The organism is Streptomyces sp. WM6386 (genome assembly GCF_000972385.1).
GTDB lineage: Bacteria > Actinomycetota > Actinomycetes > Streptomycetales > Streptomycetaceae > Streptomyces.
On record NZ_JXTE01000020.1, the window covers coordinates 100,195 to 114,590 of the forward strand.

Annotated in this window: 16 protein-coding genes, 1 tRNA gene and 1 riboswitch; of the genes, 11 read left to right on the forward strand and 6 right to left on the reverse strand. The window is 68.5% G+C overall.

The annotated features are described in order from the left end of the window. Positions 1 to 20: 20 nt before the first annotated feature. From rph to rdgB, 3 genes are all read left to right on the forward strand, one after another. Positions 21 to 758 (forward strand): ribonuclease PH, encoded by a 738-nt coding sequence (gene rph, locus TN53_RS15230; RefSeq protein ID WP_046258996.1) that lies wholly within the window; start codon positions 21 to 23, stop codon positions 756 to 758. A gap of 142 nt (positions 759 to 900) precedes the next feature. Then, the gene (locus TN53_RS15235) at positions 901 to 1,299 is read left to right on the forward strand and encodes a hypothetical protein (protein ID WP_046258997.1); all 399 of its coding nucleotides are present in this window, start codon (positions 901 to 903) and stop codon (positions 1,297 to 1,299) included. A 34-nt stretch (positions 1,300 to 1,333) separates the two neighbouring features. Beyond that, positions 1,334 to 1,936: an RdgB/HAM1 family non-canonical purine NTP pyrophosphatase gene (gene rdgB / locus TN53_RS15240; RefSeq protein WP_046258998.1), complete on the forward strand. Its 603-nt coding sequence runs from the start codon at positions 1,334 to 1,336 to the stop codon at positions 1,934 to 1,936. Positions 1,937 to 1,990: 54 nt separating this feature from the next. Here the strand turns inward: rdgB and TN53_RS15245 are convergent. From TN53_RS15245 to bcp, 4 genes are all read right to left on the reverse strand, one after another. Then, positions 1,991 to 2,063: transfer RNA gene (locus tag TN53_RS15245), tRNA-Leu, on the reverse strand. A 10-nt stretch (positions 2,064 to 2,073) separates the two neighbouring features. Continuing rightward, positions 2,074 to 2,739, reverse strand: coding sequence for an HNH endonuclease (locus tag TN53_RS15250; protein ID WP_046258999.1), 666 nt, complete (start codon positions 2,737 to 2,739; stop codon positions 2,074 to 2,076). Continuing rightward, complete coding sequence (locus TN53_RS15255; RefSeq protein WP_046259000.1) at positions 2,736 to 3,377, reverse strand: HNH endonuclease signature motif containing protein; 642 nt, start codon at positions 3,375 to 3,377, stop codon at positions 2,736 to 2,738. The genes TN53_RS15250 and TN53_RS15255 overlap by 4 nt, the downstream gene beginning before the upstream one ends. Positions 3,378 to 3,518: 141 nt before the next feature. Further along, entirely contained in the window at positions 3,519 to 3,986 is a 468-nt protein-coding gene (gene bcp / locus TN53_RS15260; RefSeq protein WP_046259001.1) for a thioredoxin-dependent thiol peroxidase, read from the reverse strand. 95 nt (positions 3,987 to 4,081) lie between these two features. Between bcp and TN53_RS15265 the strand changes: the two genes are divergently transcribed. The 3 genes from TN53_RS15265 (at position 4,082) to TN53_RS15275 (ending at position 5,290) form a co-directional block, all read left to right on the forward strand. Next, the gene (locus tag TN53_RS15265; RefSeq protein WP_046259002.1) at positions 4,082 to 4,411 is read left to right on the forward strand and encodes a DUF3618 domain-containing protein; all 330 of its coding nucleotides are present in this window, start codon (positions 4,082 to 4,084) and stop codon (positions 4,409 to 4,411) included. Between the two features lie 99 nt (positions 4,412 to 4,510). After that, positions 4,511 to 4,813 (forward strand): GroES family chaperonin, encoded by a 303-nt coding sequence (locus TN53_RS15270; protein WP_266899574.1) that lies wholly within the window; start codon positions 4,511 to 4,513, stop codon positions 4,811 to 4,813. Positions 4,814 to 4,859: 46 nt separating this feature from the next. Further along, positions 4,860 to 4,935, forward strand: a riboswitch (guanidine-III (ykkC-III) riboswitch). A 34-nt stretch (positions 4,936 to 4,969) separates the two neighbouring features. After that, positions 4,970 to 5,290, forward strand: coding sequence for a DMT family transporter (locus TN53_RS15275; protein WP_046259004.1), 321 nt, complete (start codon positions 4,970 to 4,972; stop codon positions 5,288 to 5,290). Here the strand turns inward: TN53_RS15275 and TN53_RS15280 are convergent. After that, positions 5,284 to 7,662: a transglycosylase domain-containing protein gene (locus TN53_RS15280; RefSeq protein ID WP_046259020.1), complete on the reverse strand. Its 2,379-nt coding sequence runs from the start codon at positions 7,660 to 7,662 to the stop codon at positions 5,284 to 5,286. The two genes, TN53_RS15275 and TN53_RS15280, sit on opposite strands and share 7 nt — an antisense overlap. A gap of 213 nt (positions 7,663 to 7,875) precedes the next feature. On the opposite strand from TN53_RS15280, the gene TN53_RS15285 reads away from it, so the two are divergent. From TN53_RS15285 to TN53_RS15300, 4 genes are read left to right on the forward strand one after another with little or no spacing between them, the layout of a single operon-like run. After that, positions 7,876 to 8,676 carry an ABC transporter permease gene (locus TN53_RS15285; RefSeq protein WP_046259005.1) on the forward strand — a complete coding sequence of 267 codons (801 nt, stop codon included), beginning with the start codon at positions 7,876 to 7,878 and terminating at the stop codon, positions 8,674 to 8,676. A gap of 10 nt (positions 8,677 to 8,686) precedes the next feature. Next, positions 8,687 to 9,553 (forward strand): ABC transporter permease, encoded by an 867-nt coding sequence (locus TN53_RS15290; protein ID WP_234441597.1) that lies wholly within the window; start codon positions 8,687 to 8,689, stop codon positions 9,551 to 9,553. Positions 9,554 to 9,559: 6 nt separating this feature from the next. Beyond that, on the forward strand, positions 9,560 to 10,567 hold the full coding sequence (locus TN53_RS15295) for an ABC transporter ATP-binding protein (protein WP_046259006.1): 1,008 nt from the start codon (positions 9,560 to 9,562) through the stop codon (positions 10,565 to 10,567). 33 nt (positions 10,568 to 10,600) lie between these two features. After that, positions 10,601 to 11,422 (forward strand): DUF1707 SHOCT-like domain-containing protein, encoded by an 822-nt coding sequence (locus tag TN53_RS15300; RefSeq protein WP_046259007.1) that lies wholly within the window; start codon positions 10,601 to 10,603, stop codon positions 11,420 to 11,422. A gap of 45 nt (positions 11,423 to 11,467) precedes the next feature. On the opposite strand, the gene TN53_RS15305 is transcribed toward TN53_RS15300, so the two are convergent. After that, positions 11,468 to 12,805 carry an SGNH/GDSL hydrolase family protein gene (locus tag TN53_RS15305; RefSeq protein ID WP_046259022.1) on the reverse strand — a complete coding sequence of 446 codons (1,338 nt, stop codon included), beginning with the start codon at positions 12,803 to 12,805 and terminating at the stop codon, positions 11,468 to 11,470. A 188-nt stretch (positions 12,806 to 12,993) separates the two neighbouring features. On the opposite strand from TN53_RS15305, the gene TN53_RS15310 reads away from it, so the two are divergent. Continuing rightward, positions 12,994 to 14,370, forward strand: coding sequence for a DUF445 domain-containing protein (locus TN53_RS15310; RefSeq protein WP_095046503.1), 1,377 nt, complete (start codon positions 12,994 to 12,996; stop codon positions 14,368 to 14,370). Positions 14,371 to 14,396: the final 26 nt, after the last annotated feature.

Sequence of the window (14,396 nt, forward strand, 5' to 3'; positions counted from 1 at the left end):
GTGCCGCTAGGCTCAGCGCCATGTCTCGAATCGACGGCCGCACCCCCGAACAGCTCCGCCCCGTCACCATCGAACGTGGCTGGAGCAAGCACGCCGAGGGCTCCGTCCTCGTCTCCTTCGGCGACACGAAGGTCTTCTGCACCGCCTCCGTCACCGAAGGCGTCCCCCGCTGGCGCAAAGGCAGCGGCGAGGGCTGGGTGACCGGCGAATACTCCATGCTCCCCCGCGCCACCAACACCCGCGGCGACCGCGAATCCGTCCGCGGCAAGATCGGCGGCCGCACCCACGAGATCTCCCGCCTCATCGGCCGCTCCCTGCGCGCGGTCATCGACTACAAGGCGCTCGGCGAGAACACCATCGTCCTCGACTGCGACGTCCTTCAGGCCGACGGCGGTACCCGCACCGCCGCCATCACCGGCGCCTACGTGGCACTGGCGGACGCGATCTCATGGGCCCAGGGCAAGAAGCTGATCAAAGCCGGCCGCCAGCCCCTGACGGGAACCGTCTCAGCGGTCTCCGTAGGCATCGTCGGCGGAGTCCCGCTCCTGGACCTCTGCTACGAGGAAGACGTCCGCGCCGAGACCGACATGAACGTCGTCTGCACCGGCGACGGCCGCTTCGTCGAGGTCCAGGGCACCGCGGAGGCCGAGCCCTTCGCCCGCGACGAGCTGAACTCCCTTCTGGACCTGGCGGTTTCGGGCTGCACGGAACTCACTGTCCTCCAGCTCAAGGCGCTTGATACCGTCCTCGAAAAGTAAAGGTCGCGCCAAGAAAAGCGGGCAGAACGGGCAACCCGCCCGACCGCGCTCGCGTCACTACGGGTACGGGCGTACGGCACACCACCGTACGCCCGGCCAGTACACGGGGGCCCTTGGGGCTGAGCAAGGGAGGACCATCACCATGGCCGAGAGCCGACGCCGTCGAGGTACCGCCATCGCCGCAGTAGTGGCGGCCGTTGGATTGACGGTGGGACTCACGACCGGCTGCGACGCGGTCAACAAGGCCCTGGACTGTGTCCAGACCGCCGAGGCCGTCGCCGACAGCGTGACCGACCTCCAGCAGGCCGTCGAGAACGCGTCCAACGACCCCACCCAGATCGACGAGGCCCTCGCCTCCATCGACCAGAACCTCGACGACATCGGCGACAAGACCGACAACGCCGACGTCAACACCGCCGTCGACAACCTCAACGAGGCCGTCAACAACGTCCGTACGGCGGTGAAGAACGGCGACGAGACGCCCGACCTCAGCCCCATCACGGACGCGGCGGGCGAGTTGACGAAGGTCTGCACGTCGTAGGTCAGCGGTCGCTGAGGCCGGGATACTGGACCCCATGACCCGCCTGATCCTCGCCACACGCAACGCCGGAAAAATCACCGAACTCCGCGCCATCCTCGCCGACGCAGGCCTGCCCCACGACCTGGTCGGCGCGGACGCGTACCCGGACGTACCCGACGTCAAGGAGACGGGGGTGACGTTCGCGGAAAACGCCCTACTGAAGGCCCACGCCCTGGCCCAGGCAACGGGATTGCCGGCGATCGCCGACGACTCGGGCCTGTGCGTAGACGTACTGAACGGCGCCCCGGGCATCTTCTCGGCCCGCTGGGCGGGCAGCCATGGGGATGATCGCGCGAACCTGAACCTCCTCCTGGCCCAGCTCTCGGACATCGCGGACGAACACCGCGGCGCCCACTTCGCCTGCGCGGCAGCCCTGGCATTGCCGGACGGCACGGAGAGGGTGGTCGAGGGCCGACTGAGGGGCGTACTGCGGCACGCTCCCGTGGGCACGAACGGCTTCGGCTACGACCCGATCCTCCAGCCGGAGGGGGAGTCGCGGACCTGCGCCGAGCTGACGGCGGAGGAGAAGAACGCGATCAGCCATCGGGGGCAGGCGTTCCGGGCGTTGGTGCCGGTGGTGCGGGAGCTGTTGGGCTGAGCTTATGGAAGAGCCCCGCACCTTTGAATTGCAGGTGCGGGGCTCGATCTCATGTACGCCCGGTCGGATTCGAACCGACAGACACGATTCCCTAAAAATCGCCGCTCAGCCGTTGGCGTACGGGCGCCCAGCTGTTCTTACTCTACCGAGAGAGTATGCCGTCTCTGCCCCCCTCGGCACCAGGTGCTGGTGATCGCGTGGCAGTTAGGGCAGAGCAACCGCAGGTTCTCCCGCCGGTCGTCGCTCCAGTCCCCGTTGATGTGATCGACCTCAAGTGTCATGGGCTTACCGAGCCACTCGGGGCCGACCCCGCAGTCTGCGCATGCTTCGGGTACACCGACTTCGCCCAGAGCGCGGCGTAGCAGATAGGTCCTAGTACGGCGTTTGCCGTCGTGCTGCACCAGGACAGCCTCCGGCCGCTTGAGGATGTCAGGCCGACGCTTCCCTCGCTGATGGGCCTGTCCCAAGAAGTGCGCAGTGTCGAGCCCCTCCTCGGCGACCCACTGACGCAGGAATGCGCGCTGCCTGCCGTTGTCCGGGCGTTCCAGGCGTCGCAGCGTCTCTGCAATGGATGCCGATCTGGCGACCGCAGCACGCAGCTCATCGTGGGCGGGGCGTTGTCGCCTGCCGTAGGGGTTGAAGTGCGAGATGTCGATGCCGAAGTGGGCGAACCGTCGGATGAGGTAGCGCCGTAGCGTGGCATATGGCTGAGTGCCGAAGAAGTCGATGACCTCGTCGACGTTGGAACAGCTTGTGGCGGCTTCGTTCAACCGCTCCTGCGTGTACTGCACGCTGCTGCTCATGAAGCCCTGCCCTTGCCGCGCCCCCGGTAACTGTCCGTCATCGAGTGGCAGTTGGGGCAGAGGAGTCGCAAGTTCTCGATGCGATTGTCACGCCAGTTGCCGTCGACGTGGTCGACTTCGAGAGGCAGCGGATACCCCCGCCAGATTGCTTCGATTCCGCACAGTGCGCACCGCTCGCTTACGCCTACGCTCATCATCGCCCGTCTGAGGCGATCACTCTGGATACGCCGGGCGTTCTCCACGGGCTGCTCGACGAGTAGCTCGTCTGGCGTTCGGCGGCGCAGCGCCTCGCCTCGTTGGGTCGGCACCTGGAAGTGCGAGGTGTCGAGGCCGTACGCCTTGATCCGGCGGCTGATGTGAGTGTGCTGCCCTCCGACGACCTCAACCCCGAGGCGACGCAGAACCTCGCACATGTTCGTCGAAGCCGAAACCGCAGCTTCGAGGACCTCCCTCGTCCACCGGCCCCCCTCCCGTTCGAAGTGCGAGACATCCACTCCTAGCTTCTTCATCCGCTCCCGGATGTAGTGCCGTGCTGAGCTCTTCGGGTCCACCCCCAACCACACACACGCCTCCGTCAACGTCCGAGCCCCCCGAGCCGCCTCCTCAAGCCGCTCCCTCGGATACGCGCTGACCCCCATACCGTTCCCCTCCGTTCCCGGCCACCCGTTCGTGGCTCGTACGGAGTAACGAACCGCTAATCAGACAGTCACGCCCGACGAGAAAACCGGCCCGCACCAGGTCATCCCGGTGCGGGCCGCTCGGTCTACGGAAGTGGGGTGTCAGATACCCAGGTCCTTGATGATCTTCGCCACATGGCCCGTCGCCCGGACGTTGTAGAAGGCGTGTTCGACCTTGCCCTCCTCGTCCACCACGATCGTGGAGCGGATGACGCCCATGTAGGTCTTGCCGTAGTTCTTCTTCTCGCCGAAGGCGGCGTAGGCGTCCAGGGTCTGCTTGTCCTCGTCCGCCAGCAAGGTGACCTTGAGGGACTCCTTCTCGCGGAACTTCGCCAGCTTCTCCGGCTTGTCCGGGGAGATGCCGATGACGTCGTAACCCGCGCCGGCCAGCACCTCCAGGTTGTCCGTGAAGTCGCAGGCCTGCTTCGTGCAGCCGGGGGTCAGGGCCGCGGGGTAGAAGTAGACGATGACCTTGCGGCCTTTGTGGTCCGAGAGGGACACGTCATTGCCGTCGGCGTCGGGGAGGGTGAAGGCGGGGGCCACGTCCCCGGGCTGGAGTCGCTCGCTCATCGGACCAGCCTAACCGGGGGTGCTGACAGTGCGGCTGCCCGGCGAACTGACAGACTGTCCAGAACAGCATCAGCAGACACCTCGGAGGCCGTACGGTGGCGGACACGTCGGACACCAGATCCCCGGCGCAGATCGAGGCGGACATCAAGCGCCGCCGCGAGAACCTGGCCGAGACGCTCGACGAGATCGGGGTGCGGGTGCACCCGAAGACGATCGTCGGCGACGCCAAGGCCAAGGTCGTGTCGAACATCGACCACACGCTCGGGCGGGCCTACGTCGGCGTCAATCGAGCCGTCAGCAATACCAAGGCCCAGTTCGTCGACGGTGACGGCGCCCCGCGCCTGGAGCGCATCGTTCCCGTCGCGCTCGTCGCCGTCGGACTCGTGGGGCTGCTCGCCCTGGGCACCCGGCGTCGTAGGGCGTAAGGGCCGACCCGGGCGCGGACGTAACCCCTTCAGGCAGGTAGGTTCTCAGCCGTGAGCGCCAACAGAGACAACACCCCGCACGACAAGCTGCCCATCCGGATGCTGCACGACCGTGTACTCGTGCGGCAGGACGCCGGTGAGGGCGAGCGGCGTTCCGGGGGCGGCATCCTCATCCCCGCCACCGCGGCCGTGGGCCGGCGGCTGGCGTGGGCGGATGTCGTCGCGGTCGGGCAGAACGTACGGACCGTCGAGCCGGGGGACCGGGTTCTGTACGACCCCGAGGACCGTGCCGAGGTCGAGGTGCGCGGTGTCGCCTATGTGCTCATGCGCGAGCGTGATCTGCACGCGGTGGCCGCGGACCGGTTCGAGGGGTCCGAGGACTCGACCGGGCTGTACCTGTAGATCGAAGCCGAAAGGGGCCGGTGACCATCGCCACCGGCCCCTTTTCGCTGCCCTTTTGCTACCTTTGAAGGACGACCCGACGAGACGCGCCGTACCGGGCTGTAAGGCAAAGACGACGCACCCCGTGAAGAAATCCGCGTCTCGGAGGTGCCTGTCATGGCCTGGGTTCTGCTCGTCGTCGCCGGTCTGCTCGAGGTCGGCTGGTCCATCGGCATGAAGTACACCGACGGTTTCACCCGGCTGGTCCCCAGTCTGCTCACGGGTGCCGGGATCGTCGCGAGCATGGTGCTGCTGTCTCACGCCGCCAAGACCCTTCCCATCGGTACCGCCTATGGCGTGTGGGTGGGAATCGGGGCCGCCGGGGCGGCGGTGCTCGGCATGGTGGTGCTGGGGGAGCCGGCGACCGCCGCCCGGATCTTCTTCGTGTGCCTGCTGCTCGTCGCCGTCGTGGGGCTGAAGGCGACCTCGGGTCACTGAGTCGTCGGTGGGCCTCCGCCGGCCGTCGTGCCGCCTGTCGTGCCGGTCGTCGTGCCGCCTGTGGTCGTGTCTCCCGTGGTGCCGCCCGTCGTGGTCGTGTCCCCTGTGGTGCCGCCCGTCGTGGTGGTGTCGCCGGTCGTCCCGCCCGTGGTGGTCGTGTCTCCCGTCGTACCGCCCGTGGTGGTGTCGCCCGTCGTGCCGCCGGTCGTCGTGGTGTCACCCGTCGTGCCGCCGTCGGTCTCACCGCCGGTGTCCTGGCCACCGTCGGTCGTGCCGCCGTTGTCCTCGCCCTCGGTGTCCTCCGGGGGGACGAAGCTCGGCTCCTGCGTCGGCGTCTCGACCACGTCGGCGCCCTCCTGGAGTTCGAGGTCGAACTCGCCGGCGGGCTTGCCCTTCAGGGCGGCCTCGGTGAACTGGGCCCAGATCTCGGTGGGCGCCCCGCCGCCGTTGATGCGCGGCAGGCCCATCACGTTGTAGAGGGACTTGTGCTTGGCGGTGACCGGGTCCTGGCCCATCACCGCGACGACGGTGGCGAGGTCGGGGGTGTAGCCGGCGAACCAGGCGGCCTGGTCCTCCTCGGCCGTGCCGGTCTTGCCGGCCGCCGGGCGGCCCGCGGCCTGGGCGGCGGTGGCGGTGCCGTTCTCCACGACGCTCTGGAGGATCGACGTCGTGGTGTCGGCGGCCTGGCGGGTGACGACCTGGGAGCTCTTGTGCTCCGGCAGCTCCACGACGTCCTTGCCGTCCCTGGTGATGGTCTTGATCAACGTGTACGTGCCGTGCTTGCCGTGGTTGGCGAGTGTGGCGTACGACTCGGCCATGTCGAGGACGCTGGCGGTGTTCACGCCGAGCGCGATGGAGGGCGAGGCGTTCAGGTCGGGGGTGTTGGAGGGGATGCCGAGGGCGACCGCGGTGTCCTTGACCTTGTCGGAGCCCACGTCCACGGCCATCTGTGCGTACACCGAGTTCACCGACTTGTCGGTGGCGGTGCGCACGGTGATGTCGCCGTACGACACGTCGTCCTCGTTGGCCGGGTCGTAGCTGCCGCCGGTCCAGCCCTGGACGGGGCGCTTGTTGGTGCCGTCGTAGAGGGTGTTCGGGGTGATGGTGCGGCCGTCCTGCGTGGTGGACTCGTTCTGTACGGCCGAGGTGAACACGAAGGGCTTGAAGGTCGAGCCGACCTGGAAGTCCCGGCGGGTGGCGTTGTTCGTGTACTGCTTGACGTAGTCGATGCCGCCGTACATGGCGACGACCTGCCCGGTCTTGGGGTCGACGGCTGCGCCGCCCGCTCGGACGTAGGTGTCGACCTTGCGGTTCTTCTTGTCGAGCTTGTCCATCAGCTTGTCGTTGACGGCGTCGACGAAGGCGTCCTGCTTGCTCTTCTGGAAGGTGGTGGTGATGCGGTATCCGCCGGCGTCGAGCTCGTCGGCGGTGAGGATCTTGTTTTCGCTCAGGTAGTCGTTGACGGCGTTGACGAGGTAGCCGCGCTGCCCGGACATGCCGGTGGAGACGGTGGCCTCCTTCGGCATCGGGAACTTCAGGCCGGTGCGCTCGGACTGCTCCAGCCAGCCCTCCTTGACCATGCCGTCGAGGACGTAGTTCCAGCGGGCCACTGCGGCCGACTTGTTCTGGGGGTGGGCGACGACGTCGTACTCGCTGGGCGCGTTGAGCAGGGCGGCGAGATAGGCGCCCTCGGCCGCGGAGAGGTCGGTGGCGTCCTTGCCGTAATAGGCCTGGGCGGCGGCCTGGATGCCGTAGGAATTGCGGCCGAAGTAGCTGGTGTTGAGGTAGCCCTCGAGGATCTCGGCCTTGGACTTCTCCCGGTCCAGCTTGATCGAGATGAAGAACTCCTTCACCTTGCGGGTGACGGTCTGCTCCTGCGCCAGGTAGTAGTTCTTCACGTACTGCTGGGTGATCGTGGAGCCGGACTGGGTGCCCTTGCCGGTGGCGGTGTTCCAGCCGGCGCGCACCATCGCCTTGGGGTCGATCGCCGACTCGGAGTAGAAGTCGCGGTCCTCGGCGGCGAGTACGGCGTGCTGGGCGGCTTTGGAGACCTGGGAGAGGCTGACGTTCTCGCGGTTGACCTCGCCGTCGCGGGCGAGTTGGCTGCCGTCCGCGTAGAGGTAGACGTTGGACTGCTTGGTGGCGAGGGCGTTGGCGGGCGGGATCTTCACCAGCGAGTAGCCGAGGAAGAACAGGCCGATCAGCAGCAGTATCCCGACGACGAAGGTGCCGAGCACCATGCGCCAGGTGGGGATGATCCGTCGCCATCCGGTCCGCTTGGGCCGCTTCGGCTTCTTCCCGCCGGGCTCTTCAGCCGCCTGAGGTTCTCTGGGTGCCCAGCCCTGGTTCGGCTGCTGCGGCTCGTCGCTCATGTCGTGCACGGACTCCTGTTTCACGCTTTTACGTCGTACGTCGCCGTACGCCCTCGTACGTCTTCTGCGCCCCCGGATGAAGACTGTCGCACCATGCGTTCCGTTCCCGATGAGCGGCGCGCGTCCGCCCGGAAAATGGGTGGCATGCGTCACCATCAGCGGGCTAGGCTCCTGCGCTTCGGTGTCCGGGCGGGCCGAGGAGGGCTGGGACTGATGGGTTCGGGACGGTTGTACCTGGCCGTCGCGGCGGGCGGATTCAGACGGTACGCGACCTATCGGGCGGCCACCGCGGCCGGGGTGTTCACCAACACGGTGTTCGGGTTGATTCTCGTGTACACCTACACCGCGCTGTGGGACGAGAAGCCGCACCTGGGCGGGTACGACCTGGCGCAGGCCGTCACCTATGTGTGGATCGGCCAGTCGCTGTTCAAGACGCTCGCCAACGGTGGCGGGGGCGTCGAGAGCGAGTTCATGGAGCGTATCCGTACGGGTGACATCGCGATCGATCTGTACCGTCCGGCTGATCTCCAACTGTGGTGGCTGGCCGCCGACTTGGGCCGGGCGGGGTTCGAGCTGCTGGGGCGCGGGGTGATCCCCTTCGTGTTCGGTGCACTGGTCTTCGACCTCGCGCTGCCGACGGACGTGTCCTCGTGGGTGGCGTTCTTCGGGGCGGTGCTGCTGGCGATGCTGGTCAGTTTCGGGATCCGGTATCTGGTGGCGTTGAGCGCGTTCTGGCTGCTCGACGGCACCGGGGTGGCGCAGATGGTGATGTTCGTCGGGTGGTTCTGCTCGGGGATGATCCTGCCGCTGAACGTCTTCCCGGGCACGCTCGGCGAGGTCGTACGGGCCCTGCCGTGGTCGTCGCTGCTCCAGGCGCCCGCGGATGTGCTGATGGGGCACGCCGATCCGCTGGGGACCTATGCCTTCCAGGCGATGTGGGCGGTGGTGCTGCTGGCGGCCGGGCGGATGGTGCAGGGGGCGGCGACGCGGCGGGTGGTGGTGCAGGGTGGTTGACACCGGCAGGGTGGCCGAGAGCGTCGGGAGCGGGAGGGCGACCGGGAGCGGCAGGGTCGCCGGGAGCGGCAGGGTTGTCGACGGGCTGCGTGCCTATCGGATGATCTCCGCGATGTGGATCCGCTCCACGATGGCCTACCGGGCCTCCTTCCTCATGACCACGTTGGGGAACTTCACGGCGACCGCGCTCGACTTCGTCGCGATCATGCTGATGTTCTCCCGTGTCGACGCGCTCGGCGGTTATGCGCTGCCCCAAGTCGCCTTCCTGTACGGGCTGTCCAGTACCGCGTTCGGTCTCGCCGATCTGCTGCTCGGCTCGATGGAGAAGCTGGGCCGGCGGGTGCGTGACGGCACGCTGGACACGCTGCTGGTGCGTCCGGCGCCGGTGCTCGCGCAGATGGCGGCGGACCAGTTCGGGCTGCGGCGCCTGGGCCGGATCACCCAGGGTGTGATGGTGCTGGTCTACGGGCTGGCCACCGTCGACATCGACTGGACGCCGCTGAAGCTGCTGCTGATGCCGGTGATGATCCTGAGCGGCGCCGGGATCTTCGGTGCGGTGTTCGTCGCGGGCGCGGCCTTCCAGTTCGTGGCGAAGGACGCCTCCGAGGTGCAGAACGCGTTCACGTACGGCGGTACGACGATGCTGCAGTACCCGCCGACGGTGTTCGCGACGGAGCTGGTGCGCGGGGTGACGTTCGTGTTCCCGCTGGCCTTCGTCAACTGGCTGCCGGCGACGTATGTGCTGGGCGTGCCGCTGCCGCTCGGGCTGCCCCAGTGGGTGGCGTTCCTGTCGCCGATGGTGGCGGTGGCGTGTTGTGCGCTGGCGGGGCTGGCGTGGCGGGCCGGGTTGCGGACGTATCAGAGCACAGGGAACTGAGGGGTCATGGTCGAGGTCGTGGATGAGGCTTTCATCGAGTTGGACCGCGTCGAGAAGGTCTTCGACGTGCGTAAGAAGACCGGGTTCCTGAAGCGGGAGCGGCGTGAGGTGCGGGCCGTCGACTCGATCTCCTTCCGGGTGGCGCGGGGCGAGATGGTCGGGTACATCGGGCCGAACGGCGCCGGGAAGTCGACCACGATCAAGATGCTGACGGGCATCCTGACGCCGAGCGGGGGCCGGCTGCGGGTGGCGGGCATCGACCCGTCCCGGGAGCGGTCGCGGCTCGCGCACCGGATCGGGGTGGTGTTCGGGCAGCGGACGACGCTGTGGTGGGATCTGCCGCTGATCGACTCGTACAAGCTGATGCACCGCATGTACCGGATCCCGGACGCCCGGTACCGCGAGAACCTCGACCGCTGTGTCGAACTCCTCGAACTGGCCGATCTGTTGGACGTACCCGTGCGCCAGCTCTCGCTGGGCCAGCGGATGCGCGGCGACATCGCGGCGGCGCTGCTGCACGACCCCGAGGTGCTGTACCTGGACGAGCCGACGATCGGCCTCGATGTCATCTCCAAGGCCAAGGTGCGTGGTTTTCTGCGGGAGTTGAACTCCGAGAACGGCACGACCGTCCTGCTGACCACGCATGATCTCCAGGACATCGAGCAGCTCTGCTCACGGGTGATGGTGATCGACCACGGTCGTCTGGTGTACGACGGCCCGCTCGCCGGTCTGCACGAGGCGGGGGAGAGCGAGCGGATCCTGGTGGTGGACCTGGAGCGGGAGCTGCCGCCGATCGAGGCGGCGCCCGCCCGGGTGGTGAAGGTGGAGGGGCCGCGGCAGTGGCTGGCGTTCCCGGCGGGGGAGTCGGCGGCGCCGTTGGTGGCGCGGATCGCGGCGGAGTATCCGCTGGTGGATCTGTCGGTGCGGGAGCCGGACATCGAAGCGGTCATCGCCAAGATGCTGCATTCATTGGGGGAAACCCCCAAACCCCCGCCCGAGCGGGCGACCGCATAGTGCGGGGACGTTCGAACTCGTAGGCTTCTGTGCATGACGGACGACGAACTCCCGGACCTTCGCGCAGCCGACGCCGACCGTGAGCGAGTGGCCGAGATCCTGCGGGACGCCCTCGCGGAGGGCCGGCTCGACATGGAGGAGTTCGAGGAGCGGCTGGACGCGACGTTCAAGGCGCGGACCTACGGTGAGCTGACGCCGATCACCCGGGATCTGCCGACCGCGTCGGGCCCGGCGGTGAGCCTGCTCAAGGAGCCGGTCGCGGACGGGAGTTGGGCGTCGAGGATCACGGGCGGCGAGGGCTCGTCGACGTGGGGGGTCGCGGTCATGGCCGGGTTCCAGCGCAAGGGGCGCTGGACCGTGCCGAAGCGGTTCACCGGCTTCGCCTTCTGGGGCGGTGGCGAGATCGATCTGCGGGAGGCGAACTTCGCGGACCGCGAGGTCGAGATCAACTGCGTGGCGATCATGGGCGGTATCGAGGTGATCGTGCCGCCGGGTGTCGAGGTCGTCGTGCGCGGGCTCGGGATCATGGGCGGTTTCGACGAGCGCGCGCACGACGAGCCGGACGATCCGCAGGCCCCGCGGGTGATCGTCACCGGGCTCGCGCTGATGGGTGGCGTCGAGGTGTACCGGAAGCTGCCGAGGGCGGAGCGGCAGCGGCTGAAGGAGGAGCGGCGGCAGGAGCGGCTGGAGCGGAAGAACGCGCGCCGGGAGCTGGGCTCTTCCCGCCATGATCCGCTCGACCTGCACGATGTCCACCGTGACGCCATGGATCAGGTCCGCGAGGCGATGGAGGAGCACCGAGAGCACCGAGAGCTGCGCCGGGAGAGGCGGGACCGGCGGCGGTACGAGGACTGACGGGCAGGCCGGCGGTACGAGGCTGACGCCCAGCCCTGCCCTGCCCTACAGCTCCGCCGGCGGCGAGCCCTTCAGGTCCTCCAGGTCGAAGGTCTCCGCCATCCGCGCGTACCCCTTGTCGCTCGGGTGGAGACGGTCCCCCGAGTCGTAGTCGGACCGCAGTCTCCTGGGGTTGTACGGGTCCCTGAGCGCCTCGTCGAAGTCCACGACCGCGTCGTAGACCTTGCCGTCGCGGATCGCGGCGTTGATCCGCTGCCGGACGTCCTCCCTGGCACCCGTGTATCCCCGGTGGCCCTGGAAGGGCATCAGGGTCGCGCCGACGACCTTGATGCCGCGGGCGTGGGCCTGGCGGACCATCGTGCGCAGGCCGTCGAGGATCTTGTCGGGGTCGGCGAGGTTCGGGTTGCGGAGGATGTCGTTGACGCCGAGGTCGATGACGACGACCTTCACGTTCGTCCGGCCGAGCACGTCCCGGCCGAAGCGGCCCAGACCGCTCTGGTTGTCGGCGGGGCGGCCGAGGCCGTTGGCGAGGACCTGGTTGCCGCTGATGCCCTGGTTGACGACGCTGTAGCGGGGCAGGTCGCGGCCGGCCTCGATCGCGGTGCGCAGCCGGTCCGAAAGGACGTCGGTCCAGCGGTGGTTGGCGCCCTCGGTGGAGGTGATGCCGTCGGTCAGCGAGTCGCCGAGGACGACGACCGTGCCGTCGGACTCGTTGCTCAGCACGTCCAGCGCGGTCAGGTAGCGCCAGTACGGGGTCTGTTCGGTGTACGCCGCCCCCGTCACGTCCTCGGTGAGGTCGCCGGCGGCGACGTAGGAGATCTGGCGGGCGTGCGGGTGGTAGGTGACCGGCCCGGACCGCGTGGGGGAGTACGTGGTGACCAGGACGTCACTGCCGTACGCGATGGCGATGCGGACCGCGTCGCTCATGACCTGGCCGCCGGCCGGGACGACGACCGTGGTGTTGCCGCCGAAGGTCAGGCGCCGCATCGTCTGCACGGTCGCGGCGGCCGTGTCGCTGCCCGCGGCGACGGCGATCGACGCGTGGGTGATGGTCAGCGGCGACTGGCCGTAGAGGTTGGAGAGCGTGATGCGGGCACTCGTACCGCCTATGGAGGCGTGCACGACATTGCGCACCGAGCGGCCCGCCATGCCCTCGGCCTCGGTGCCGGGCTCGGCGCCCGCCGGGGAGGTGGACCACGCGCCGACCCAGGTGCCGGTGGAGGCGGGGGCGGCGGGGTTGTGCGGGGCGGCGCCCTGGGCGACGGTGTTGCGCTGGTCGGTGCTGCCGTCGTCGGCGGCGACACCGACGTATATGGCGGCGGAGACCGCCACGATCAGGGCGACCATCGCAGAAAGCAGGGCATAACCACTTCTTCTGGTCATGCGGTGCATATCTCCTCGGGCAGACGGGAGCCCGAGGCTCCGATGTGATCACCTCATGATGCGTCATGTGGTGAGGGGTGTGTGAACAGACCCCCCATTGGGCCACCGGAGTTCAGGAGTGAGCTCCCCCCTACCTGACAGACGCCGGGAACTCCTGTTCCGTTCCAGGAGTCGGTCAGGAAGGGACAATGTGTACCGGGGATCACGAACGGGTGGAGTGGATGGAACGCACGAAACCAGACGAATCGGATACCGCTGACGTAGAGCAGCATGCCCGTCCGGTCGCCGCCGGTAACCGGGCGATGACCGCGTTCAGCGCCGCCGACGAGGAGAAGCAGCGCGGCGTGCGCCGGATGAAGCTCACGGCGGCCGGGCTGCTGCTGTTCGTGGCGGTCGTCTACGTGCTCGCCAAGGTGGCCTCCGGGCAGGGGGCGGGTCCGTGGGCGGAGTACGTCGCCGCGGCCGCCGAGGCGGGAATGGTGGGTGCGCTGGCGGACTGGTTCGCGGTCACGGCTCTCTTCCGTCACCCGCTCGGTCTGCCCATCCCGCACACCGCGATCATCCCGAACAAGAAGGACCAGCTCGGTGTCTCCCTGGGCGAGTTCGTCGGCGAGAACTTCCTCTCCGAGGACGTCGTACGCCAACGGCTGCGGGCGGTGGGCATCGGCAGCCGGCTGGGCGCGTGGCTGGCGGAGCCCGAGCATGCCGACCGGGTGACGGCGGAGCTCTCGGCGGCACTGCGCGGGGCGCTGACCGTGCTGCGGGACTCCGATGTGCAGGCGGTCGTCGGGGAGGCGATCACCCGGCGGGCCGACGCGCAGGAGATCGCGCCGGGCATCGGGAAGATGCTGGAGAAGATCGTCGTGGACGGCGGCCACCGGCGGGTCGTGGACCTGGTGGTGACGCGGGCGCACGACTGGCTGGTGCTCCACGACGAACAGGTCATGGACGCGGTGCAGGGCGGCGCGCCCGGCTGGACCCCCCGTTTCGTCGACAAGAAGGTCGGCGAGCGGGTCTACAAGGAACTGCTGCGGTTCGTGACGGAGATGCGGGACATGCCGTCGCATCCGGCGCGGGGTGCGCTGGACCGCTTCCTGACGGACTTCGCGTCGGATCTGCAGTCCGACACGGACACGCGGGCGCGTGTCGAGCGGCTCAAGGGCGAGGTCCTCGGGCGCGGCGAGGTCCAGGACCTGATCGCGTCCGCCTGGACCGCCGTACGGTCGATGATCGTCTCCGCCGCCGAGGACGAGCGCAGTGAGCTACGGCTGCGGGTGCGGGCGTCGCTGCTGTCGCTGGGGGCGCGGATGGCGGTGGAGCCCCGGTTGCAGGCCAAGGTCGACGGGTGGGTCGAGGGGGCGGCGGTGTACGTGGTGACCACGTACCGCCGGGAGATCACCCTGCTCATCACGGACACGGTGGCGGGCTGGGACGCCGAGCACACGACGAGGAAGATCGAGGCTCATATCGGACGGGACCTGCAGTTCATCCGGATCAACGGCACGGTGGTGGGTTCGCTGGCGGGGCTGCTGATCTATACGGTGTCGCGGGCGCTGGGGGCGTAGGGGCGGGCGCGGGGCAAGCACAGGGC